The following is a 23,314-nucleotide window of genomic DNA, read 5'->3' on the forward strand; positions in this document are numbered from 1 at the left end:
TGAAAAGCCGGCCGCGTTCATTAGAGCGCGGTTGGCTTTTGGCTATCTGGTAGAATTTTCCTACACGATAGTCAGAGGTTTCCCATGAGCGAGCAGATTCGACTTACGCAGTACAGCCATGGTGCGGGTTGCGGTTGCAAGATCTCGCCTCAGGTTCTGGAGGTGATTCTGGCCGGCAGTGGCGCACAAAACCTCGATCCCAACCTCTGGGTGGGCAACGCTTCACGCGATGATGCTGCGGTGTACGCCATCGACGATGAGCGCGGGGTGGTCTCCACCACCGATTTCTTCATGCCGATCGTCGATGACCCCTTCGACTTCGGCCGCATTGCCGCCACCAATGCCATCAGCGACATCTATGCCATGGGCGGCGACCCGTTGATGGCCATCGCCATTCTTGGCTGGCCGGTGAATGTGCTGGCGCCGGAAGTTGCCCGTGAAGTCATCCGTGGCGGCCGCTCGGTGTGTGACGCCGCCGGCATCCCTCTGGCGGGTGGGCACTCCATCGACGCGCCGGAACCGATCTTCGGCCTGGCCGTGACCGGCATCGTGCAAAAGCGCCACATGAAGCGCAACGACACCGCCACTGCAGGGTGCAAGCTGTACCTGACCAAACCCTTGGGCATCGGCATCCTCACTACCGCTGAAAAAAAGGGCAAATTGCGCGAGGCTGACATCGGCCTGGCCCGTGACTGGATGTGCACCCTCAACAAACCCGGCAGCCGCTTCGGCAAGCTGGACGGGGTGACTGCCATGACCGATGTCACCGGTTTCGGCCTGCTCGGGCACCTGGTGGAAATGGCCGACGGCAGTGGTCTCACGGCCCGTATCGAATATGCAAAGGTCCCACGGCTGCCGGGCGTTGAGTACTACCTGGACCTGGGTTGCGTACCCGGTGGCACCTTGCGCAACTTCGACAGCTACGCCAGCAAGCTTGGGCGTGTACAGGAGCTGCACAAGCGCGTGCTGTGCGACCCGCAAACCAGCGGTGGCCTGCTGATCGCCGTCACCCCCGATGGCGACGCCGAGTTCCACGCAGTGGCCGCTGAACTGGGCCTGGTCCTTGAGCCGATCGGCGAACTGCTGGAGCGACAGACCCACGCGGTAGAGGTGATTTGATGGCGACCGACATCACCGATTACCGCGACATTTTCCTCAACGATCGGCCGATGATGGATACCCGCGCGCCGGTCGAGTTCACCAAGGGCGCGTTTCCCGGCGTGGTCAACCTGCCGTTGATGACTGACAACGAGCGCCAGCGGGTGGGCACCTGTTACAAGCAGCAGGGTCAGCAAGCTGCAATCGTGCTGGGTCATGAGTTGGTATCCGGCGCGATCAAGGCTCAACGTATCGAGCAGTGGGCACAGTTTGCCCAGGCTAATCCGCAGGGTTACCTGTACTGCTTTCGCGGCGGGCTGCGCTCACAGATCGTGCAGCAATGGTTGAAAACCGAAGCGGGTATCGAATACCCCCGCGTCGGCGGTGGCTACAAGGCCATGCGCGCCTTCCTGCTGGACACGCTCGAGCAGGCCACCGCCCAGTGTGATTTCGTCCTGCTCGGCGGCATGACCGGCACCGGCAAGACCGAAGTGCTCGGCCAGTTAAGCAACGCCCTGGACCTGGAAGGCCATGCCAACCATCGTGGCTCCAGCTTCGGCAAACGCGCCACGGCACAGCCGTCCACTATCGACTTCGAAAACCGCCTCGCAGTGGACTTGTTGAAAAAGCGTGCGGCGGGTATCGAACAGTTCGTGGTCGAGGACGAGAGCCGCATGATCGGCAGCTGCGCGCTGCCGCTGTCGTTGCACAAAGGTATGCAGACGTTCCCGATGGTATGGCTCGAGGACAGCGTCGAAGGCCGGGTCGAGCGCATCCTGAAGGACTACGTGGTCGACCTGTGCGCCGAATTCATTGCGGTATTTGGTGAGAATGGCCAGGCCTTGTTTGCCGAACGTCTGACCCAGAGCCTGGCCAATATCCATAAGCGCCTGGGCGGCGAGCGCTTCCAGCGGCTGCAGGCGATTTTGCAGGACGCCCTGGCGGAACAGGCCCGCAGCGGGGCAGTGGACCTGCACCGCGTGTGGATCGAAGGCTTGTTGCGCGAGTATTACGACCCAATGTACGCGTTCCAGCGCGAGAGCAAGGGCGCGCGCATCGAGTTCGCCGGGGAGCAGGGGGCGGTGGTGGCGTATTTGCGCGAGCGCAGCGCCCTGCAGTCTTGTTAATGGAGTCTCGGGCGCTTGGGCAGCGGATACATGGGCAGGTTTTGCCTCCCCGCGTCATGCTCACGTACTGTTGTTTCCAGCCTCTCGAGCATCCCTACGAGGCTCTGCGGGCTCGCATTACCAGCGTCTGCGATGGCTCTCAGCTCTTCGCGCGTACCGGCACCGGCTTTATTGAAGTTCTCAAGAAACGTCCAGACCCGACGCTGCAACAGCTGACGCTCGACCAGGAATTCGGGCGTACGACTCAGAAGTCGAATCTGCTCCATCAGCACCAGGTTCGCAGAATCGTTGGCAAAACTAAGCCAAAGCGCGCTTTTGTTAGCGATCTGCGCTTGCGGCACATTTCGCAGCCAAAGGTTTATCGTCCTGTCATTGCTTGGCGCTCCCAGCCAGATATCGGTGCCTGTTTGTCGGCGTGCAGCAATCAGGCGCCGCAAGGAAACTGGGTCGTTAACAGGATTGCCTCTCAGGTCAAAACCTTTTCTGAGTTCGATGGATTCGGGGATCGAGGCAATATGATTGTCACGCAGTATCAAGCGGGTGCTAGGGATTTCTGACGTGATGCCCTCCGGGAATCTGTCTATGCTGGTGTTGGTAAGGTCCACTTCGCGCAAGGCAGTCATGCCTCTGAGCGAAGGTGCAACGCGTAGGTTGTTACCGCTTAGTCTCAGTATCTCCAACCGCAGAGGCCCACGTGCGGTGCCAAGCCCGTAAGGCGGCTGTGTGATTCCGGTTTCTGTCAGGTCCAGTATCCGCAACGCGGGCATCCCGCCAATTTCAGGCGCATATCTCATTCTCTGATTCCAGCTCAGGTCCAGCACCTCCATACGTGACATCCGCGGTACTCCACCGAAGGTAATCGAAACCGTGGATATGTCGTTGTGACTTAGATTCAGCGCCTGAAGATTAGTCAAATCGTACAATGGTGGGACATCTTTGAGGCGACAATGTGCCAGGTTCAGCTCTTGCAAACGGGGTAGTTTTGCGAGCAGTGCAGTATCGACTGAGTTCAGGATGAGTGGGGTCCTGCTTATATCCAGAGCTCTCAACTCTGTGAGTAGTTCCAGAGCCGCTGGTGGTCTGCTGAGCCCGGACAAAGACATTTCCAGACTTTCAATGTGGGAAAAGTTTGTAAATAAAGCATCCAGCTTTCGGTTAATGCGCCCTGTCAATCTCAGGGAGACAACAGAATTGAGGCGCGTCGAAAAAATCGGAGCCGTTTGATTGGTGCGAGTTCCTAGATTTATATTCAGCTTGAAACCCAGCAGTCGCCCATCGCGATAGACTCTCTCCGCGGGTTCGCCTTGCCACTTGTACAGCCGACGTAGGGTGGCACCGATTGCAAGTCGCCGATTGCGCTCTGCGACATCGGGGCCTTTATAGCTTTTCTCCCAGGCACCGACCTCCCGGTCCAGCTGTGGATAACCACTCTGAAGCCGCTGGAGCTCGACATCGGCCGCATGCGTATCACTAAATCGCGCGATAAAGTCATCCGCGTGTTGGTTCGTCGCCTCTGGAAAGTAGCGTTTGACCTGGGCCTGAGTGGTTGTCGTCGGCACTTGAGCCTGCTCGTCACCGGCACCTCCACGCAGCCCGATATCCTCGGGCTCGAAAAACGCGGTTCTGAGCGACTGGCGCTGAAGTACGAGGGTGAACTCGGGGCGATTCAACAGGCTGCGGCGGACTTTGAACCTGAAATGCTCGAGTCCCGGATCAAGGTGCAGGTTCATGGCCTTTAGCTCGTCCTCAGTCATGGCATGCACAAGCATATCGGCGAAATCATCCGAGGCGTGGGCCGGATGCAGCAGGGCGTCGTACCCCTGGAACTGATCGCCGATTTTAACCACCAACCGCTGCTTGGGCAGTGACGTGGCACCGACCCGGTCCAGCACAACCCCGGTGGGCGAGCCGTCCCGCACGACAATTGAAACATCCTTCGGCCAGCCGGGCATGCGCCTGAAACTGTGCAGCAGGAGCGTATCGCTGTCGGCACTGCGTACCGAACCTAGAAACAGCCCCTCGTAGGCTCGAGCCAGGCGCAGGCTTTCTTCATAGCCGTGCACATGCGGTTCAAGACGCTGAAACAGTTGCTTCATCTGGCCTAATGTAAGCTCACTTTGAGGGTTCAGGTTTTCCCGAGCCAACATCTCTTTGAGTACCTCCTTGGGCAAGGACGGAAACTCATGGCTCAGGCTCTGGAGCAGTTCGCTGTCGGGTTTGACGGCCTCCAGATAACGTCGATCGAATAATGCGATGCGGTCGCTCGGGGCAACAGCTCCCCCATTTTGATGCAGCGCAAGCTCCACCTCCCTGTCCAGCTTGAAGCGCACAATCGTGTCCGCCAGTATCCCTTGCGGCGCCAGGCCCTCGGCATGCAGATAACGCAGGTGATCATCCGACACATCGCTGACCTGACGAATCTGCTCCAGCGTCTCATCGGACAAGCCTTCAACCGCGTCGCCGAAACCCCGCATCAACTGCGGACGGGTCCACTCCGTCAACTCGAGCCCTTCGGTGCCCGGTGGCTGGAACGGGATGCCGGATGGGGGCTTCACCGGCAGTACCGGCAGCGATTCAGGCACAGGCACAGGTTCAGGCGCTCCCGGGGTTTCACCGTCCGGCGCTTTTATCGCCTGCTCTGCCACATCGACATCGTGGGTCAGCGCCGTACCAGCCTTCACGATCAGGGGCAACGCATTGAGCAGGCCAAACACCACGCGGGTCAGGCCTTCTGTCTGTTCTGCGTGGGTATCGGCGTTGGCGATCTCGCTCAGCCCATAGCCTGCTTCGATCAAGCCGGCAAGCGCCAGGAACCCTTCGCCACCGGGGAAAAATATAGCCAGGGCGCCCCAGCGATTGATCCAGCCCACCGCCGTTTCGACAGCGGCACTCAGGTTGGCACGGTTGACGTCGGCATCATCGCGGATCGCTTCCTGCGCGGTATTCAGGTTGTCTCCCTTGAGCACCTTGACCAATTCGACAAAGGGATCGAGCGTATTGGGTACAGTGTCCAGGCTGATGTAATCATCCGGGTTCCAATAGCCATCATTGTTGAAAAAACCGGCTTCACGATTCAGTCGATGCATCTTCGGGTATTCGCCCATGGCCTCCAACGCAGTGAACACGCCGGCATGATAAGTGCCATCTAAACGATCATCCTTGGCAAAATGGCTGGCCAACGCTCTCTTGCAGGCACTGTCTTTGCCTTGCTGCACGACCCAGGTGCGCATTGCTTTGAGATCGGAAAACTCATGCAGCGGGGATGAATTGCCTGGAATGTACATCAACACCCGCCCGCTGGTACGGTGACGAAATACCCATATGTCTCGGGCGGTATAGCGATAGATCATCAGGCGTGAGGCTTGCACATGCGCCATGGGACAGGTGCGCTGCTCAAGTTGGGCATTGTTGATGAAGCCGAATTCGATCTGGCCTTCGCCAAGGCCTGCTGCCGACAGCGCGAGTTTCAACCCGTCGAGGGACAAGCTGGACTCGCGCTTTTGCAAAAAAGCTGTCATGACAAAAGCGGTCTTTACCGATGTGCGCAATGCATAGGGTGCATGGTCTGTGATGGTTTCGTCACTGGGCAGGGTTTTGTCCAGATAGTCGTTGTAGATATCTTTGTAGTCGAGTTGCCATACCCATTTCTTGAAGCTGGCAGGCGTGATATCAATTTGTGTTTCAGGTCCGTAGGTTTGCGGGTCGACACAGCGGTAGATGCCTTCGTAGGCGGTATGGTTGCCGCTGCCTTGATAGGCAAACTCGTCAACATGTTCGACAATTTTAATGGCCGGCCCGACTCGCGGCGGTGTGTAGAGGCCAAAGGCGGTTTCGCCAAAACGATCATCGGCCACGGCTTGATAGTCGCTGAGCAGCGCTTGTACCAGTGAATGCTGGAAGCGAATTTGTCCCTGGTGCACGCCATCAATCGGTGGGTGGCCATGGTAGTCGTAGTCAATCGTGACCAGTTGGGCGCTCATGGGGTCGAGGTCGGCGCCCCATTTATCCCTGATCGTTTGCGCGCCGTGGTCATAAGGGGTCAAAGGCATGGCTTTGCGCAAAATGTCGTGCAATATTTCGCGGCTACTTTGATGGGGGGCGGTGTTTGTCATATGAGCAGTTCCGTCTGCGGAATAGAACGCTCGACAATACTGCTGGTGTACAAGGAAGAGGATCGGAAACGCTGATGATTACGATAGGAGGCCGCGTCAGCCAAAGCAGGACGTGGCCTCGGTCTTATCGGTGCACTTAAAGGATAACCGCCCCGATCAACCCGCACACTACCCCCATCAACATGGTCAACCCGGCCACCGTCACCAGCACCCGCGCATCGAAATCCTTGCGCAGCATCAGCAGCGACGGCAGGCTTACGCTCGGTAGGGTCATCAGCAAGGCGACTGCCGGGCCGGTGCCCATGCCCAGGGTCATCATGGTTTGTACGATGGGAATCTCGGCCGCTGTAGGAATCACGAATAACGTGCCGACTATCGCCAGCGGAACCAGCCACACAAGGCTGTCGGCCATCGCCCCGTCCACATGGGGGAACAGCCAGACCCGTGCCGCGCCGAGGATCAGCACCGCGAGGATATACACCGGAATGGTGCTCCAGAACAGCTGCCACAACGTCCGTAACCAGCGCGTCAGGAAGGGTTCGGACTCAGCAGTGCTGACCTCGGCCACGGCCTCCAGCGCCGCTTCCGGCACTTGGTCCGGGCGCGCAATACGCTGCGCGATCAATGACACCCCCACCACCAGCACAATCCCCGCCACCAGCCGCAACGCGGTAAAGCCCCAACCCAGCACAAAGCCCATGAACACCAGCGTGGCCGGGTTCAATACCGGGTTGGCAATCCAGAACGCCAGCGCCGCGCCCACCGACACCTGCTGACGGCGCATGCCCGCCGCCACGGGCGCCGCGCAGCAACTGCACATCATCCCCGGCAAGGCGAACAGCCCGCCACGCAGGGTCGAGCCCAGCCCGGCGCGGCCAAACAGGCGCAGCAGCCAGTCGCGAGGAATCAGCACTTGCAGCAGCGAACCGAGGATCACCGCCAGCACGGCGGCTTTCCAGATCGCCAGGAAATACACCTGGGCATAGGCCAGCGCCGCCGCGAGAGGCGAGCTTTGCTGGTCATTGAGAATCGAGGCGCCGATGCTGTGGTTGTCGGCCGCTACAAACGCCTTGAGGTAGTAGGGCGACCATTTCACATAGTAGAGGCCAATGCAGGCCACCAGCAGAAACAGCGCAGGTTTGCACCAGAACGACCAGCCCCGGTTGGGCTGGGCAGGAGAGAGGTTGGACATGAAGAGGATCCGCTGATGAGTCAATAGCGCAGCATCATACGCGCCTGACGCTCAACCTTCAGGTATCTGCGCTGACCTGGGTCGGATTCGGGCAGGTTTGCTCACCATTATCGAGCCCCTGCTTGTAGTTGCGGCTGAGCAGCGAGGCCTTGCCGTTGTGCCAGGTGAGTGTCAGCACGTACAGCGTGTCATAGTCGTTACCGGACCAATCGTCGGTGATGGTGTGTTTTTCGCCGGCGGCTTCACTGGCGACTTTGTTGATCAGCTCCGGCAGATAACCGTGGGACCAGGCGGTGTAGATCGTCGCGTTGTGGTACTTGTCCTCGACCAGTTCGTCGGCCAGGGCGCTGGTGTCATTGGCCGAGAACTTGATGTTCACCGGCAGGCCCAGCTTGATCGCGCTGGGACTGATGGTCATCAGCGGGCGAATATAACTGTAGGAGTTGTCCAGTTCACCTTCCTCGACATTGCGCGTCGGGTTGGCGGCGAACACGAAATCGGCCTTGCCGAATTTTTCCGGCAAGACACTGGCCAGGTTCATCGCACGGTTCAGGCCCTGGCAATTGAGTTGGCCCAGGCCCCCGGCAGGTTTTTCGCCGTGGCGCAGAAATACCAGGGTTTGCACGCCGTCTACCGGTTGCGCGCGGCTTTCACGGGCATCCAGTGCCGTGACAATACCCGCCGTCACCAGCAGCAGCGGTAACATGATGTATGAATAACGTTTGATGTGTTGCACAAGGCGCAGAGGCTTGATCTTCATTTAGGTTCGAGTCTTCTTGCGTCGGGTTAAGGCTGACAGGCCCGGCCCAGTGGCGCGGTGCGCGTCTGAGGGTGTTCCATGTCGGTATAGCCAGGTGCCTCCCTTCACCGAACAAGCGCACTTATGAGTGCATTCGGGCATTTTGGTTCGCCCACGCGGATTCTAGTCAGGCAATGTTGCTCGATGATGACGCATGCACGACGCCGAGCAGATGACTATCATGGGGATTTTCCGCTCAGGAACTTCCTCGATGAACGCACTCGCCGCTTTCCCGATCAACAGCAAATGGCCCGCCCAGCACCCGGAGCGCCTGCAACTGTACTCGCTGCCTACGCCCAACGGTGTAAAAGTCTCGATCATGCTCGAAGAGCTGGGCCTGCCTTATGAGGCGCACAAGGTCAGCTTCGACACCCAGGACCAATTATCCCCCGAGTTCCTGTCGCTGAACCCCAATAACAAGATCCCCGCAATCATCGACCCCAATGGTCCCAGCGGGCAGCCGCTGGCGTTGTTCGAGTCCGGCGCGATCCTGATTTACCTGGCGGAAAAGACCAGCCAGTTGCTCGCCGAAGACCCGGCCACTCGCTACGAAACCCTCCAGTGGCTGATGTTCCAGATGGGCGGGATCGGCCCGATGTTCGGCCAGTTGGGGTTCTTCAACAAGTTCGCCGGCAAGGCCTATGAAGACAAGCGCCCGCGCGACCGCTACGCCGCCGAATCGCGGCGCTTGCTGCAGGTGCTGGAAAAACGCCTGTTGGGCCGTACCTGGATCATGGGTGACGATTACAGTATCGCTGACATCGCCACCTTCCCCTGGATTCGCAACCTGATCGGCTTCTACGAATCGGGCGACCTGGTGGGCATCGCCGATTTCCCTAACGTGCTGCGCGCGTTGGACGGCTTTGTCGCTCGCCCAGCGGTGATTCGTGGTCTGAATATTCCGAGCTGAGCATGCCGACTTTCGATTTCAAACAATTGGATGTCTTCAGCCGTGCGCGCGTTTGCCGGGCATCCGACCTTGGGCAGTTGCCACGCGTGGTTGCAGGCAGGCGGTGTTGCGCGTGGGCAAGAGATCATTCAGGAGTGCGAAATCGGCCTGGTACGCATTCGACGCGACGGCGACGAGCTGGCGTTCATCGCGCCACCGCTGTTGCGTTCCGGTGTTGTCGAGGCGTCGCTGCTGGAACGTGTGCGCGTGGGGCTGGGCCTGGCGCCGGAGCGCTATGTTGTCAGCCAAGGCACCGCCATCGGGCGAGCGGGGCGTATTCGCATCGAGCGCCAGGGCGATGAAATCTGGGTGGGCGGCGCCGTTGCCGTCTGCATCGAAGGGCGTTTACAGCTTTAGATCAATGCAATTGTTACGCGCCGCGCAATACACTGTTGGCCCCTCGGCATTTGTGCCGCCGGGGCGAGGGGCATAAGCTTTGGCCCCAAAGATTTCAGCCACTTTTTCAGGAAAGCCATGACCAGCCAGTTCCCCCAAGCCCGCCCCCGTCGCCTGCGCCGCTCTCCGGAGCTGCGTGGCCTGTTCCAGGAAAGCGAATTCACGCTCAACGACCTGGTGCTGCCGATTTTCGTCGAAGAAGAAATCGACGATTTCGTGCCGATCACCAGCATGCCGGGCGTGTTGCGTATTCCTGAGAAAAAGCTGGCCGGCGAGATCGAGCGCTATGCCCGCGCCGGCATCAAGTCTGTGATGACCTTTGGCGTTTCCCACCACCTGGACGCCAGCGGCAGCGATACGTGGAAAGAGCGCGGCCTGGTCTCGCGCATGTCGTCGATCATCAAGGACGCCGCGCCGGAAATGATCGTGATGTCCGACACCTGCTTCTGCGAATACACCGATCACGGCCATTGCGGCGTGATGCATGGCGCTCACGTCGACAATGACGCGACCCTGGTCAACCTCGGCAAACAGGCCGTGGCCGCCGCCCGCGCCGGTGCCGACGTCATCGCGCCCTCGGCGGCGATGGACGGCCAGGTCCAGGCCATCCGCCGCGCCCTGGACGATGCCGGTTTCACCCACATCCCGATCATGGCCTACTCCACCAAATTCGCCTCGGCCCTCTACGGCCCGTTCCGCGAAGCCGGCGGCAGCGCCCTCAAGGGCGACCGCAAAAGCTACCAGATGAACCCGATGAACCGCCGCGAGGCCGTACGCGAATCGCTGCTCGACGAGCAGGAAGGCGCCGATGCGCTGATGGTCAAACCGGCCGGCGCCTACCTCGACATTATCCGCGACATCCGCGAGGCATCGCGCCTGCCGGTGGCGGCGTATCAAGTGAGCGGCGAGTACGCGATGATCAAATTTGGCGCACAGGCCGGGGCGATTGACGAGGATCGCGTAGTGCGCGAGACCTTGGGCTCGATCAAGCGCGCGGGGGCGGATTTGATATTTACGTATTTTGCGATGGATTTGGCGTTGGCGGGGATTTAGGGGGGCTGAATTAATCTGCCTGTGGCGAGCGAGCTTTCTCGTCACAGGTAGAGGCGTGCAGAAAGGCAATCAATTGAATGTGTTATCAGGCGATCAATGAAGTGGCTTCTTTTTGACGTCCTGCATTAATCGAACCTTGTGCGAGAACCAGTACTTCTTTTAGTGCGTTAATTGATTGCGCAGTCAGTGTTAACGCTGGCAGGTCCCACTCGTAGTCCCTGACAACCCTGATTTGAAAGTGGCCATTTGCGTCGAACGAAGGATACCAACCCACATCTATGAGGAAACCGTCTGGATATTCCACCTGCAGCATGTCCTCTTTCAGATGGTGAGCTTGATGCTCAATCGCGCAATCCTGCAACATAGATAGCTCATCGTAAGTGATTTTGCCTTTTAGGAAGTCTAACGAGATCATTTGGTTAGTCTCCGAAATTCTTGCTCTGAGATAGGATGGCCATGAATTGTTCCAGCACTCAACTCAATGCGTATCCAACGACTGGGTAGGCCATCGCTGGCGCCGATGCTTTCAGGGTACTCCATCACTTTCCATGGTTTGCCATTGGTGGTCGTTCTGCCATTTTTATAGGCTTCTCGTTCTAAGTTTTCAATGTCTATGCCCGGCTTGTACTTGGCCGGCCCGGATTTTGTGGTTGCCAAAATATCTTTCCAAGGCATTTTCTTTGAAGGGCTGTGCTTATAACCATGGGCTGTCCATTCGACATCTTTAAGTGAGGGCAGCGTCGGTTGGTTTTCTTCGGCTTTCGCATTGAGTACCGGATCTTCAACACCTTTAACGGGCACGCATTCACCAGGACACTTACTAAGCCCCAGCGGATCAACCCACCCTGTAGGATTCGGTGCGTACTGGTATGCATTGGCCCCACCCGCCAGCTTCACCGGATCTGGCGTCAGGTAACGACCGATATTCGGGTGGTAGTAGCGATGCCGGTTGTAGTGCAGGCCACTTTCCTGGTCGTAGTACTGGCCTTGGAAACGTAGCGGGTTGTCGATTTTGCCGACGTCGAGGCGGCTGATTTCTCCGTAGGCGCGGTAGTGCGCGGACCAGACGATTTCACCGTCGGGCGTGGTGAGTTCCTGCGGTGTGCCGAGGTGGTCGAGTTGGTAGTAGTAGGGATTTACGTCTTCTGGACCGAAGCCTTCCAGCAGTGCCAGCGGGCGGAAGCTGTCGGGTTCGTAGAGGTAGCTGCGATGGCGATCGGCATGGTGTTCGGCGATCAGCTTGTCGCCTTGCCAGAAGAACTCCGTAGTTTTCTCTTCGATGGTTTTGCTGATGCGCCGACCAAACGGGTCGTAGCGATAGCTCGCGGTTTGGCCGTTGGGCTTGGTGACGCCGATGAGCCGGTGCTGGCAGTCGTAGCGGTACTCGGTGACGAGTTGCTGGCCCTTGCCACGCCGTTCGCGGATCAGGTTGCCGAAGGCGTCGTAGTCGTAATGGTGGTCGCCCTGGATCATCAGGCGATTACCCGCCACGATGTCCGGGCCCGGCCTGTTTTGCATAAGCAAATTGCCCGCCGGGTTGTGTGCAAAGCGCTCCTGCACATCCTGGGAGTGATCGGCGCGGGTCAGGCGGTTTAGCGGGTCGTAGCGGTAACGGTGTTCGCCTTTGCGGGTGTCGAGCAGGCGCGTGAGGTTGCCGGCTTTGTCGTAGTCGTATTGGCGTTGGTAAAGGTGGTTTCCTTGCTGGGTAACGGCGTGGGCGTGCAGGCGGTTTTGGTCGTCGTAGTGGTAGTGGCTGAGCAGCTTGCCTTGTTGGCGTTGGTGTTCGCGACCGGCGTGGAACAGGTGGGAAGTCAGCAGTGAGCCATTCAGCTCGACGGTGGCCAGGTGGCCGCCTTTGTCGTGATTGAAGGTCAGACGGTTATTATCCGGCAGGCGTAAATGCTGAAGTTGGCCGCAGGCGTCATAGCCGTAGCGCAAAGTGCCCCAGCCCTGATGCTCAGCAGTGAGTCGGTTTTGTTTGTCGTACTCGTAAGCCAGCGCCCAGTGGCCGTCTTCGACGCTGAGGAGGTTGCCTTGGCGGTCGTAGGCATAATCAACAACGCTGTCATCGGGCAGCGTTTTTCTTACGAGGCGACCGGCATGATCGCGCTCGTAACGGGTAACAAGCTGACTGCCATCGTCGCCATGTTCGGTCTTTTCCAGCAGGTTGCCGTTGAGGTCGTAGGCGTAGGCGGTGCGTTGGCCGTCGAAGCCGGTTTCCTGTCGGATCAGGCCGTTGGGGTGGTAGTCCAGTCGATAGGTTTCGCCAACTTCGTTTTCGATTTCAGTCAGCAAAAGGCAGGCGTTGTCGTAGCGATACTTGACCTGAGTACCGTCCGCGTTGATGCGGCGGCTGATGAGGTGCAGGCCGTCGGCGTATTCGTAACGGGTGACGTGGCCGAGTTCATCGCGTTCGGCGATGATTTTTCCGTAAGGGTTGTAGCTGAATTCCCGATAGGTACCGTCGGATTGGGTCAGTTTCAGCAGGCGTCCTACCGCGTCCCATTGATACTGAGTCAGCGCGCCGTGCTCATCCTCACACGACAATTGCCGGCCCAGATCGTCATAGCGATAACGCTTGATCCCGCCATTGGGCAACTGTTCTTCAACAAGCTGCCCGCGCTCATTCCACACCAAACGATGACAGCTGTTGTCGGGATACCAGACACCGGTCAGTTGCCCCCGCTTGTCGTAGCTGTAGTCGGTCGCGTTGCCCTCCGGATCAATCCTGCGGATGACATCGCCTTGCTCATTACGCTCGTATTTCCAGACCGCCTCACCACGGCGCACAACCCGTACGAAACCATGGTCATGCTCGTAGGATGTCGGCTCATCCTCCCCCGGAAACAGCGCCACCAAGCGTCCGGCGTCGTCGTACTGATACGCCGTCACCGCGCCCAGCGGGTCCTGCTCGACGGTCAGTCGGCCCTTGGCATCATAGGATTTGAAATGCCGGGCACCGTCGGGATCGATGCGCTGTACCAGTCGCGCCCGGTCGTCATGGACATACACTTCCTGGCTGCCATCGGCGTTGTGCACGTTGACGCTGCCGTCATCGCCCCATACATAGCGCGTGTCCATCTGTGAAAAACTGGCCCAGTGCCGGACACAGCGCGCGGCTTTACCAGATCTTTCCCACGCCCAAAAGAAACTCGCCCCACCGGCCAACTGCCGCTCAAGAATGACGTGCTGTTCGTCGTACCGATAAACCTCGCGTTCACCGACCGCATTGGTCGCCGATACCAGTCGTCCGGCGTCGTCGTAGGCGTAGGAAACGATGTTCTGATCGGTCACCCACACGAAGGGTTCATGGCCTTTGGCGCGATGCACCTGGTAGTCCACCGCCACGATGCGGTCGAATTCATACCGCAAAAAAAGCGAGCGCCCGGCACGGTTATCCAGCCGCTCAATACGCCCCAACCGATCCCGGACAATGCGCAGCCGGTTGTCATACGCATCGCTGATCGCGGTCAGCACACCGCCGCAAAAGTGATAAAACCGAGAGGACTGGGCCAGCACCAACTCGTCAGGCGCAGACCCCAAGTAGATCGCCGCTTCCGCCAGACTGTTGGTAATCGCCGGCCTAGCAGCCGTCGGCAAGGGCAGGGTGGTCGAGCGATTCTCATGGTCCGTCCACACCACCGAGTTGCCTGACACAGAAAGCCGATGCGCTAGCGCATGACTCCAGCCAAACCCCAACCCGCAGTCCACCTCCACTGCACTGGTGCGATACAAGCGCGTCCACTCGAACGGCAAGATGCCGTCCAGCGCGCCGTCGGTCAGAGTCAGCAGTTCCTCGCCGGTGACCATCGACACCGGGCAACCGTTCGTAACGGTTTTATCCGCAGAAGCCGCCGCATCGCCCTTCGGATTCGACGCCATGGCAGGCACATCATCCACCGGCTCCTGGCGCACCAACGCCGTACGCTGCGTTTTGTTGCGAACCATCGGTACGGGGTTCGAAACCAGCGTATCGCCCGCCTTCAACGGCGCCACCGGCACTGCCTTGATCGGCGTCGCCGCACTGCCCAGCAGCACCGGCTTGAGCGCTTCGCTATGCCCCACCAGGCGAATTTTTCCGACCTGCTCGGCTATCTGTTCCAGCCACCTGCGCACCCGGCGCGACTTGATGCCAGCCAGCACTTTCGTGCTCATGCGCAGCACAATACCCATGCCGCCCGTCGCCAGGCCCAGTAACAGATTGATGACGACCTCGGCGCCAATCTCGCCCAGCATTTCGTTCATATAGGGCGGTGGCAGCATGCGCATCCAACTGACCAGCGCCGCCAGGTAAATGAACAGCAACGGCTCGTCGCTCAGCACCAGCAGACCCTTGGCGAGCGTCTCGGCACTTAACGTCAGTAATTTTTCAAACTCGTCCTGGGAAAAGTAATGCAGCAGCTTTTCAGCATTGGCCAGGGGGGCTGACAGCCATTGAAATAACTGCTCTACGTCGTCCCAGATTGAGTAAAGGGAGTCGCTGAAACCTCGGGCATAGGCGCCGTACAGCGAAAGGTAGCGCTTGAGGAAGTTTGCCTCGGAGTACCCCTTCCACAGGGGTTCGAAAGTGGTCCCCCACTCACTGCGCAACCAGCCTTCCAGTGACGCAATGACCGACTGATAAGAAGCGTACAGCGCCTTGAAATGCTCTGAAGAAACGTCGGGGTAGAAACTGACTCGGTACTTCTGGTTGCGATCACACTCGGTGATTTCCAGAATGCCGCTGGGACCGATGATTTTATGGAGTGGGTCCCCCAGCGGACCGCCGTCTGGATCGATGCACTGTACCACGACCGGCGTGTTGCCGATCGGCACGAATCGCGAACTCTGGAACATATGCACCAGGGTCAACGTGCCGTTGGCTGTACACGTGGCGACCGTGCTGCTGGGAAAGAGGGACCGATTGATCGGCGCTACGAGCGCTACTTCTTCTCCCACCTTGAACACTTGCTCGACATTCAGTGCCGAAAAGCTGAAAAAGCTTTGAGCCCAGGTGTCGTATGGGTGCAGGCAGCCCCGGAAATCGCTGAGGATGGATTCGACGTCCCGCGTCTTTGCGTCCATCGCGGCCAACACCAGGAAGCCAATAGCTTGGCTGGTTGCGTCGATCATGGGTGAGCCCTGTCGATCAGGGCTTTAACTGGAAAAACCATCTGCAATCCCTCGCACTGTTTAATCAGGCGAAGGACTTTGCAGCGGTTTTCAGAGGCGGGGAGTAGAGCTTATCCGACGGTTATGTGGGAAGTTTCAGCCAGAGTCGCAGTGAGTTCGGCATACCCACGAACCCCGGTTAGACTTGCCTGTCGATATCCCCATCGCTCGACCCGCCGTTCACCAAGGAAGCCATATGTATTCAAGCCGCCTGATCCTCTGCCTTGCAACTTTACTGGTGCTGGCCGGTTGCTCCACCTCACGCGGTCCGCAGCAACCCGAGCGCAGCGAGGCCGAGGTGAAGACGCAGATCGTGCGCCTGCTCCCGGCCAAGGTCGCGGACCGCGAAGGTTGGGCCCAGGATATCTACACCGCGTTCGACACCCAGAAGATCTACCCCAGCACCGAAAACATCTGCGCCGTACTGGCGGTGACCGAGCAGGAGTCCACCTATCAGGTCGACCCACCGGTACCGGGCATGGGCAAGATCGCCCAGGACGAAATCCTGCGGCGTGCCGGGAAGGTTCATGTGCCGGCGTTTGTCGTGCGCAGCGCCTTGCAATTGCGCTCGCCCACCGGCAAAACCTACGCCGAGCGTTTGAATGCTGCGCGCACCGAGAAGGACCTGAGCGGGATCTTCGACGATTTCATCGGCGTCGTGCCGTTGGGCAACACGCTGTTTGGCGGCTTCAACCCGGTACACACCGCCGGCCCGATGCAGGTCAGCATCGACTTTGCGCAGAAACAGGCGCGGGGTTATCCCTACACGGTAGACGGTACGATTCGCCGCGAAGTGTTCACTCGCCGTGGCGGCATGTATTTTGGTATCGCCCATCTGCTGGGCTACCCGGTCAGCTATGACCAGCCGCTGTACCGCTTTGCCGATTTCAATGCGGGTTGGTACGCCAGCCGCAATGCTGCGTTCCAGGCCGCTGTCAGCCGCGCCTCTGGCACCGAACTGGCGCTGGATGGGGATTTGATTCGCTATGGTTCGTTGCTGCCCGGCACCACTGAGCTGGCGGTGCGTTCGTTGGGGGCGAAGCTGGAGATGCGCAATCCCAGCATTCGCAGTCAACTGGAGCAAGGCGAAGCGTTGGACTTCGAGGACACCACCCTCTACAAGCGCGTGTTCGCCCTGGCTGACAAGGCTGCCGGCAAACCGCTGCCACGGGCGATCCTGCCGGGCATCGTGCTCAAGAGCCCGAAGATTACCCGCAATCTGACCACGGCGTGGTTTGCCAAACGTGTGGATGAGCGCTATCAGCGTTGTATGAAGCGCTGATTTCTTGCGGCGTTTGATCGTTCCACGCTCTGCGTGGGAATGCCGCCCCGGACGCTCCGCGTCCCGCTTTCGGCGCAAGATCCGGCACTTGCGCAAGGGTGACGCGGAGCGTCACGGGATGCATTCCCACGCGGAGCGAGGGAACGATCAAACGATCAATAAAGAAAAGGCCCGGTTTTCGTGGAACCGGGCCTTTTCCGTGTTGCTCTTGGATAATCAGCCGCGTTCGAGGGCGAGGGCTACGCCTTGGCCACCACCGATGCACAGTGTCGCCAAGCCTTTTTTGGCGTCACGCTTGATCATTTCATGCAGCAGGGTCACCAGCACGCGGCAGCCTGATGCACCAATCGGGTGGCCGATGGCGATGGCGCCGCCGTTGACGTTGACCTTTTCGGCGTTCCATTCCAGCTCTTTGCCCACCGCCAGGGATTGCGCGGCGAAGGCTTCGTTGGCTTCGATCAAATCCAGCTCGCCCAACTGCCAGCCGGCCTTGTCCAGGCAGCGGCGGGTGGCCGACACCGGGCCGATGCCCATGATCGCCGGATCGACCCCGGCGTTGGCATAGCTGGCGATGCGTGCCAGCACGGGCAGGCCGAGGGCCTTGGCTTTGGCGGCGCTCATCAACAGCACCGCTGCGGCGCCGTCGTTAAGGCTGGAGGCGTTGCCGGCGGTGACGCTGCCGTCCTTTTTAAAGGCGGGTTTGAGCTTGGCCAGGGACTCGGCGGTGGTACCGGCACGCGGCTGTTCGTCCACGTCGAAGACCAGCGGGTCGCCCTTGCGCTGGGGAATCAGGATCGGTGTGATCTCATCGGCAAACCGCCCGGCTTCGATGGCGGCAATTGCTTTTTGCTGGGAGGCAGCGGCAAAGGCATCCTGTGCCTCACGGCTGATGCCGTATTTGTCCACCAGGTTTTCGGCGGTGATGCCCATGTGGTAGTCGTTGAACGCATCCCACAGGCCGTCGGTGATCATGCTGTCGATCATCTTGGCGTGGCCCATGCGCAAACCGGTGCGCGCGGCTGGCAATACGTACGGCGCAAGGCTCATGTTTTCCATGCCGCCGGCGATGATGACGTCGGCGTCGCCGCAACGGATCGCCTGTGCGCCCAGGTGCAGGGCCTTGAGGCCCGAACCGCACACCTTGTTCAGGGTCAGGCTCGGCACGGCGTGGGGCAGGCCGGCGAGAATCGAGGCCTGGCGCGCCGGGTTCTGGCCGCTGCCTGCGGTGAGTACCTGGCCGAGAATCACTTCATCGACTTCGGCCGGGTCAAGGCCGGTCTGCTCCAGCAGGCGACGAATCACCGCAGCGCCCAGTTCAGGGGCCGGGATGGTGGCCAGCGAGCCCTGGAAGCTGCCCACGGCGGTGCGGGTGGCAGCAACAATCACGACGTCTTGCATGGAATCTGTCCTCACTGGAAATGCATTTCTGGAACGTGGTCCGGGACGATCAGTTTACCGGCGGTCTTGCTCACAATCTCTTCAACGCTGACGCCAGGTGCGCGTTCCTTGAGGACAAAAGCGCCATTTTCGATTTCCAGGTAGGCCAGGTCCGTGAGCACACGCTTGATGCAGTTGGCGCCGGTCAGCGGCAGGCTGCACTGGCTGAGCAATTTGGACTCACCGTCCTTGGACGCATGGGTCATGATCACGATGATATTTTCCGCACCGGCCACCAGGTCCATCGCGCCGCCCATGCCCTTGACCAGCTTGCCGGGGATCATCCACGAGGCGATGTTGCCCTGTACGTCGACTTCGAAGGCACCGAGTACGGTCAGGTCCACGTGGCCACCGCGAATCATCGCGAAGGACTCGGCGGAGGAGAAAATCGAGGCGCCGATGCGTGCGGTGACGGTTTGCTTGCCGGCGTTGATCATGTCGGCGTCAATGGTGTCTTCAGTCGGGAACGGCCCCATGCCGAGCAGGCCATTCTCCGATTGCAGCATCACTTCCATGCCGTCGGGAATGTAGTTGGCCACCAGGGTCGGAATGCCGATGCCGAGGTTGACGTAGAAACCGTCCTGCATTTCGCGGGCGACGCGTTGAGCCATTTGTTCGCGGGTAAGAGCCATGGTTGATTCCTCTTATTGTTCTGGACGTGGATTATTTGCGGACAGTGCGCTGTTCAATGCGCTTCTCGAAGGTGCCGCAGATGATCCGGTCGACGTAGATGCCAGGGGTGTGGATCTGCGCCGGGTCCAGTTCGCCCGGTTCGACGATTTCCTCGACTTCGACTACGGTGATTTTGCCGGCGGTGGCGGCCAGCGGGTTGAAGTTCTGGGCGGTGTGACGATAGATGACGTTGCCGAAGTGGTCGGCTTTCCAGCCTTTGACGATAGCGAAGTCACCGGTAATGGACTCTTCCATCAGGTAGGGGCGGCCGTTGAATTCGCGGGTTTCCTTGCCTTCGGCGACAGGAGTGCCGACCCCGGTGGCGGTGAAGAAGGCCGGGATGCCCGCGCCGCCTGCACGCATTTTTTCCGCGAGGGTGCCCTGGGGGGTCAGCACCACTTCGATTTCGCCGCTCAGCAACTGCTTTTCGAACAGAGCGTTTTCGCCCACGTAGGAAGCGATCACCTTGCGGATCTGCTTTTCTTCCAGCAGCACGCCCAGGCCGAAACCGTCGACGCCGCAGTTGTTGGACACCACGGTCAGGTCACGGGTGCCTCTGCGCTTGATCTCATTGATGAGGTTTTCCGGAATGCCGCACAGGCCAAAACCGCCGGAGAGTACGGTCATGCCGTCTTCCAGGCCTGCCAGCGCTTCTTCGTAGGACGCCACGCGCTTATCGAAACCTGCCATATGCACCTCTTATTGTTTGTGGGCCAGCCAATGGACCGAGTGTTGCGCTGAAAGATTGATTTGTTAAGTTGTTTTTTAAGGTTGATTGATTTAGAAAACAGCATAGTCGATCACCCTGCGAAGTAGCCTCATGACCATTAAACAAATGCGTGCCTTCCTGGCCGTGGCCCAGAGCCTGAGTTTTGCCGCTGCGTGTGAACGTCTGCACCTGTCCCAATCGGCGCTGAGCCTGACGATCAAAGGCCTGGAAGAAGGCCTGGGCGGGCGCCTGTTCAGCCGCAATACACGCAATGTCGCGCTGACGCCCGAAGGCGAATCCCTGCTGCCGCTGGCGCGTCGATTGATTGCCGATTGGGACAATGCCGAGGACGAACTGCGCCAACGCTTCACCCTGCAACGCGGGCGTGTGACGGTGGCGGCGATGCCGTCATTTGCCGGCAACCTGCTGCCACCGATCCTGAAGATATTCCGCGCGCGTTACCCCCAGGTGAACGTGACGGTGCATGACTTGATCAACGAGCAGGTGCTGGAGATGGTGCGCGACCGCCAGGTTGAATTGGGCGTGGCGTTTGAGCCGTCCGACGGTTCGTCACTGGCGTTCACGCCGTTGTACCTGGACCGGTTTATCGCCGTGGTACCGGGCGATTCGCCTTTGGCGCAGGTGGCCGAGATCGACTGGAGAACGCTGTTGGAGCAACCCTTCATCACCCTCCAGCGTCCATCGACGGTGCGGGTCATGCTGGAAGAGCACTTGGGCGCCTTGCAGATGAAACTGCCTGTGGCGCTAGAAAGCCATCAATTGGCTACGGTGGGCAAGATGGTTGCCAGCGGCTTGGGGGTCAGTGCTGTGCCGGCATTGTGCGCACGGCAGATGGAGGAGGCGGGCGCCCGTTGCATCACCTTGACCGGCCCGGTGATCGAGCGGCCTATTGGCGTACTGACCAAGCCTGGGCATGAACTGTCGGCAGCGGCGCAGGTGTTGTTTGATATCTTTAAAGATGAAGCGGGGAGGGGGCGGTTTCCAACTTTTTGAGTACACCACTTATAAATATGGGGACTGGCAAGCCAGCCCCCACATTAGAACAACAACTTAGTAGTAACGATCAATCACTTTAACTTGCGAGCTGTCTTTGAAAGAGGCCCAGGCATTGTTAAGTGTGTCGAATACCTGCTCGATGAAGTTACGATCGGCCGCCGCTTTCTTGCCGACATAACCCTGGCCGCGACGGTACATCTTCAGGCGCGCCGCCAGTTCACGGTGATTGCGGTCGAACTCGGCTTCCTCGGTGTGAGGCGCTACGCAGTCAAGTTGAACTTCGCCCGATTTGCCAATCCACAGGATATGGTCGTCGAGTGTGTCTTTCTGCGCGGCAAACATCTCAGCCAGTTCATCGATAGTGGGTTGGTTGTTCAGATTCATGTGTAAGCCCCTTGACCAGTTGGCGATCTATCAATTGATTCGTTAACACTTCAAAGTTGTCTCCGGCTCAGAAAACCGGGCGTCAGTGACGGTCTGCCGAATACGGGCAGGGTCGTGAACCGATGCATGTAGTTTTGCTGATGAACCGCTACGCAACGCTTTCATAACGAAGACAAGCAGCGCTTTAGCTCCTTGTACCGTTCCCTTTCGGGGCCAGTCAGCTTCATCAATCTGCCTTGTGGGCAGTGCACATCCGGAAAAACAGCTCGGCGGTCAGACGAGCCTGTTCAAAACGCGTGTTACCAACGCTCCCGATCCGGGAGACGTCTCGATAATGCAAGGACAAAAAGCTTACGTCAACGATTATGTAGTGATTATTTTAAGGCGCTACATAAATCGTTGTGGGGGCCGGGAGATGCAGGAAAAACGTGACTTGGGCGTCATTTTTCGTGCGGTGGGTCGCGTGATAGCGTTTGGTAAAGTAAGTAAGTTGCACGCGGCGCTTGTGGGTTTTTCGCGAGCAAGCTCGCTCCTACAGGCGCTCGACCAGCAGAGGTAATAATTGCTCACACTGCGCTTCGATCTTTGCCTGCAGGAGCTCATCCCCGCGGGTCTTGCCCAGGTTGATGGCAATCACCGGCTTGCCCTGTTCCACCATTGCCTTGCACAGGCGAAACGCCGAATAAGCCATCAGCGATGATCCCACCACCAGCAGCCCCTCGGCATCATGCACGGCAGCCATGGCTCTGGCTGCGGTAGCGGGCGCCACGTTTTCACCAAAGAACACCACGTCCGGTTTCAGCCGTTGCCCCTCGCAGTGGGGGCAGCATGGAACCTGGAAGTGCTCCTCGAAAACAGGGTCGAGCAAGGTATCGCCGTCAGGCGCCTGCGCCGCATGGACATGCGCAAAGTGCGGGTTGTCGATTTCCATCCGCCGCTGGATCGCGTCGCGCTCGCTGCGCTGCCGGCAATCCAGGCACAGCACCCGGTGCAAGCTGCCATGCAACTCGATCACCTCGTGGCTGCCGGCCTGATCGTGCAGCGTGTCGACGTTTTGCGTGATCAGGCCACTGATGATCCCACGTTGCTGCAACGTCGCCAGGGCCTGATGCGCCCTGTTCGGCCGGGCAAGGCGCACCCGTGGCCAACCCAGCATTGCCCTGGCCCAATAACGGCGACGTGCCTGCGCGGTGGCGAGGAACTCCTGGTACATCATCGGCGCTTTGCCCCGGCGCACGCCTTCGCCGTCACGGTAGTCGGGGATACCCGACGAGGTGCTGATGCCCGCACCGGTCAGCACCAGGAAGCGCTTTTCGACCATCGCCCGGTGCAGCGTGTCGAGGTGGTCTGCTTGATGTTCCAGCGTGTCGAGCATGGGATCTCCTATTCGCCGCGGATGTACTGCTCCAGCTGTTTGATCAAGGCGGCTTGTTCAGCAATGGCTTCCTTGACCAGGTCGCCGATGGACAGCAGGCCGAGCAGTTTGCCGTCTTCGACGACCGGAAGGTGGCGCAGGTGACTGTCGGTCATGATGTTCATGCACGCCTCGACCGTTTTATGGGTATCTACGGTGATGACCGGGGAGCTCATCACGTCGTCAACGCGGGTGGTCACCGACGACAGCCCCTTGAGGATGAGTTTGCGGGCGTAATCGCGCTCGCTGATGATCCCCACCACTGCGCCGTCCCTGACCACTGGCAAAGCCCCGACGTTTTTCTCGGACATGCGCACCAGCGCCTCGAACACGGTGTGGTCCCACTGGATGGTGTGGACCTCCTGGTTCTTCTGGTCCTTGGCTTTGAGCAATTCTGCGACGGTTTTCATGGCGGCCACTCCGGTGTTGTTGTTAGGTAGTCAGCTATCCCCTACAGAATCCTAGACGCACTACGTCGCAGCAAGGTCCAAAGCGGCGTCAAACCCGTCGAAAAGCGTCATT

General features: G+C 59.3%; 17 protein-coding genes and 1 pseudogene. 7 read left to right on the forward strand and 11 right to left on the reverse strand.

The window, feature by feature from the left end:
* Window positions 1-84: 84 nt before the first annotated feature.
* Entirely contained in the window at window positions 85-1,119 is a 1,035-nt protein-coding gene (gene selD / locus BOP93_RS09665; protein WP_104502415.1) for a selenide, water dikinase SelD, read from the forward strand.
* The gene (gene mnmH / locus BOP93_RS09670; protein WP_104502416.1) at window positions 1,119-2,225 is read left to right on the forward strand and encodes a tRNA 2-selenouridine(34) synthase MnmH; all 1,107 of its coding nucleotides are present in this window, start codon (window positions 1,119-1,121) and stop codon (window positions 2,223-2,225) included. The genes selD and mnmH overlap by 1 nt, the downstream gene beginning before the upstream one ends.
* Here the strand turns inward: mnmH and BOP93_RS09675 are convergent.
* The 3 genes from BOP93_RS09675 to BOP93_RS09685 form a co-directional block, all read right to left on the reverse strand.
* Complete coding sequence (locus tag BOP93_RS09675) at window positions 2,222-6,337, reverse strand: leucine-rich repeat domain-containing protein (RefSeq protein WP_104502417.1); 4,116 nt, start codon at window positions 6,335-6,337, stop codon at window positions 2,222-2,224. The genes mnmH and BOP93_RS09675 overlap by 4 nt on opposite strands.
* A gap of 136 nt (window positions 6,338-6,473) precedes the next feature.
* Complete coding sequence (locus BOP93_RS09680; RefSeq protein WP_104502418.1) at window positions 6,474-7,529, reverse strand: permease; 1,056 nt, start codon at window positions 7,527-7,529, stop codon at window positions 6,474-6,476.
* Between the two features lie 58 nt (window positions 7,530-7,587).
* On the reverse strand, window positions 7,588-8,289 hold the full coding sequence (locus tag BOP93_RS09685) for a histidine phosphatase family protein (protein ID WP_104502419.1): 702 nt from the start codon (window positions 8,287-8,289) through the stop codon (window positions 7,588-7,590).
* A 250-nt stretch (window positions 8,290-8,539) separates the two neighbouring features.
* On the opposite strand from BOP93_RS09685, the gene BOP93_RS09690 reads away from it, so the two are divergent.
* The 3 genes and pseudogenes from BOP93_RS09690 (at window position 8,540) to hemB (ending at window position 10,726) form a co-directional block, all read left to right on the forward strand.
* Window positions 8,540-9,238 carry a glutathione S-transferase N-terminal domain-containing protein gene (locus tag BOP93_RS09690; protein ID WP_065891833.1) on the forward strand — a complete coding sequence of 233 codons (699 nt, stop codon included), beginning with the start codon at window positions 8,540-8,542 and terminating at the stop codon, window positions 9,236-9,238.
* 51 nt (window positions 9,239-9,289) lie between these two features.
* Window positions 9,290-9,634 (forward strand): annotated as a pseudogene (locus tag BOP93_RS09695) (hypothetical protein); the annotation flags it as partial.
* Window positions 9,635-9,751: 117 nt separating this feature from the next.
* Window positions 9,752-10,726: a porphobilinogen synthase gene (gene hemB, locus BOP93_RS09700; RefSeq protein WP_104502420.1), complete on the forward strand. Its 975-nt coding sequence runs from the start codon at window positions 9,752-9,754 to the stop codon at window positions 10,724-10,726.
* An 85-nt stretch (window positions 10,727-10,811) separates the two neighbouring features.
* On the opposite strand, the gene BOP93_RS09705 is transcribed toward hemB, so the two are convergent.
* Together BOP93_RS09705 and BOP93_RS09710 are read right to left on the reverse strand one after the other, a co-directional pair.
* Window positions 10,812-11,141, reverse strand: a complete 330-nt coding sequence (locus tag BOP93_RS09705; RefSeq protein WP_104502421.1) for a hypothetical protein — start codon at window positions 11,139-11,141, stop codon at window positions 10,812-10,814.
* The gene (locus BOP93_RS09710) at window positions 11,138-15,838 is read right to left on the reverse strand and encodes an RHS repeat-associated core domain-containing protein (protein WP_104502422.1); all 4,701 of its coding nucleotides are present in this window, start codon (window positions 15,836-15,838) and stop codon (window positions 11,138-11,140) included. The genes BOP93_RS09705 and BOP93_RS09710 overlap by 4 nt, the downstream gene beginning before the upstream one ends.
* A 235-nt stretch (window positions 15,839-16,073) precedes the next feature.
* On the opposite strand from BOP93_RS09710, the gene BOP93_RS09715 reads away from it, so the two are divergent.
* Entirely contained in the window at window positions 16,074-17,159 is a 1,086-nt protein-coding gene (locus BOP93_RS09715; RefSeq protein WP_104502423.1) for a DUF1615 domain-containing protein, read from the forward strand.
* Between the two features lie 216 nt (window positions 17,160-17,375).
* Here BOP93_RS09715 and BOP93_RS09720 read toward each other — a convergent pair whose 3' ends face one another.
* From BOP93_RS09720 to BOP93_RS09730, 3 genes are read right to left on the reverse strand one after another with little or no spacing between them, the layout of a single operon-like run.
* The gene (locus BOP93_RS09720) at window positions 17,376-18,557 is read right to left on the reverse strand and encodes an acetyl-CoA C-acetyltransferase (protein WP_104502424.1); all 1,182 of its coding nucleotides are present in this window, start codon (window positions 18,555-18,557) and stop codon (window positions 17,376-17,378) included.
* An 11-nt stretch (window positions 18,558-18,568) separates the two neighbouring features.
* Window positions 18,569-19,228: a CoA transferase subunit B gene (locus BOP93_RS09725; protein WP_017736560.1), complete on the reverse strand. Its 660-nt coding sequence runs from the start codon at window positions 19,226-19,228 to the stop codon at window positions 18,569-18,571.
* Between the two features lie 31 nt (window positions 19,229-19,259).
* Window positions 19,260-19,958 (reverse strand): CoA transferase subunit A, encoded by a 699-nt coding sequence (locus tag BOP93_RS09730; protein ID WP_104502425.1) that lies wholly within the window; start codon window positions 19,956-19,958, stop codon window positions 19,260-19,262.
* Window positions 19,959-20,088: 130 nt separating this feature from the next.
* On the opposite strand from BOP93_RS09730, the gene BOP93_RS09735 reads away from it, so the two are divergent.
* On the forward strand, window positions 20,089-20,991 hold the full coding sequence (locus BOP93_RS09735) for a LysR family transcriptional regulator (RefSeq protein ID WP_104502426.1): 903 nt from the start codon (window positions 20,089-20,091) through the stop codon (window positions 20,989-20,991).
* Window positions 20,992-21,048: 57 nt separating this feature from the next.
* On the opposite strand, the gene BOP93_RS09740 is transcribed toward BOP93_RS09735, so the two are convergent.
* The 3 genes from BOP93_RS09740 to BOP93_RS09755 all read right to left on the reverse strand — a co-directional run bounded on the left by BOP93_RS09740 (window position 21,049) and on the right by BOP93_RS09755 (window position 23,202).
* Complete coding sequence (locus tag BOP93_RS09740; RefSeq protein WP_065884399.1) at window positions 21,049-21,378, reverse strand: hypothetical protein; 330 nt, start codon at window positions 21,376-21,378, stop codon at window positions 21,049-21,051.
* Window positions 21,379-21,910: 532 nt separating this feature from the next.
* Window positions 21,911-22,753 (reverse strand): NAD-dependent protein deacetylase, encoded by an 843-nt coding sequence (locus BOP93_RS09750; RefSeq protein ID WP_104502428.1) that lies wholly within the window; start codon window positions 22,751-22,753, stop codon window positions 21,911-21,913.
* Window positions 22,754-22,761: 8 nt separating this feature from the next.
* On the reverse strand, window positions 22,762-23,202 hold the full coding sequence (locus tag BOP93_RS09755) for a CBS domain-containing protein (protein ID WP_104502429.1): 441 nt from the start codon (window positions 23,200-23,202) through the stop codon (window positions 22,762-22,764).
* Between the last annotated feature and the right edge of the window lie 112 nt (window positions 23,203-23,314).

Source organism: Pseudomonas orientalis, from assembly GCF_002934065.1.
In the GTDB taxonomy this organism is placed as follows: Bacteria; Pseudomonadota; Gammaproteobacteria; order Pseudomonadales; family Pseudomonadaceae; genus Aquipseudomonas; species Aquipseudomonas orientalis_A.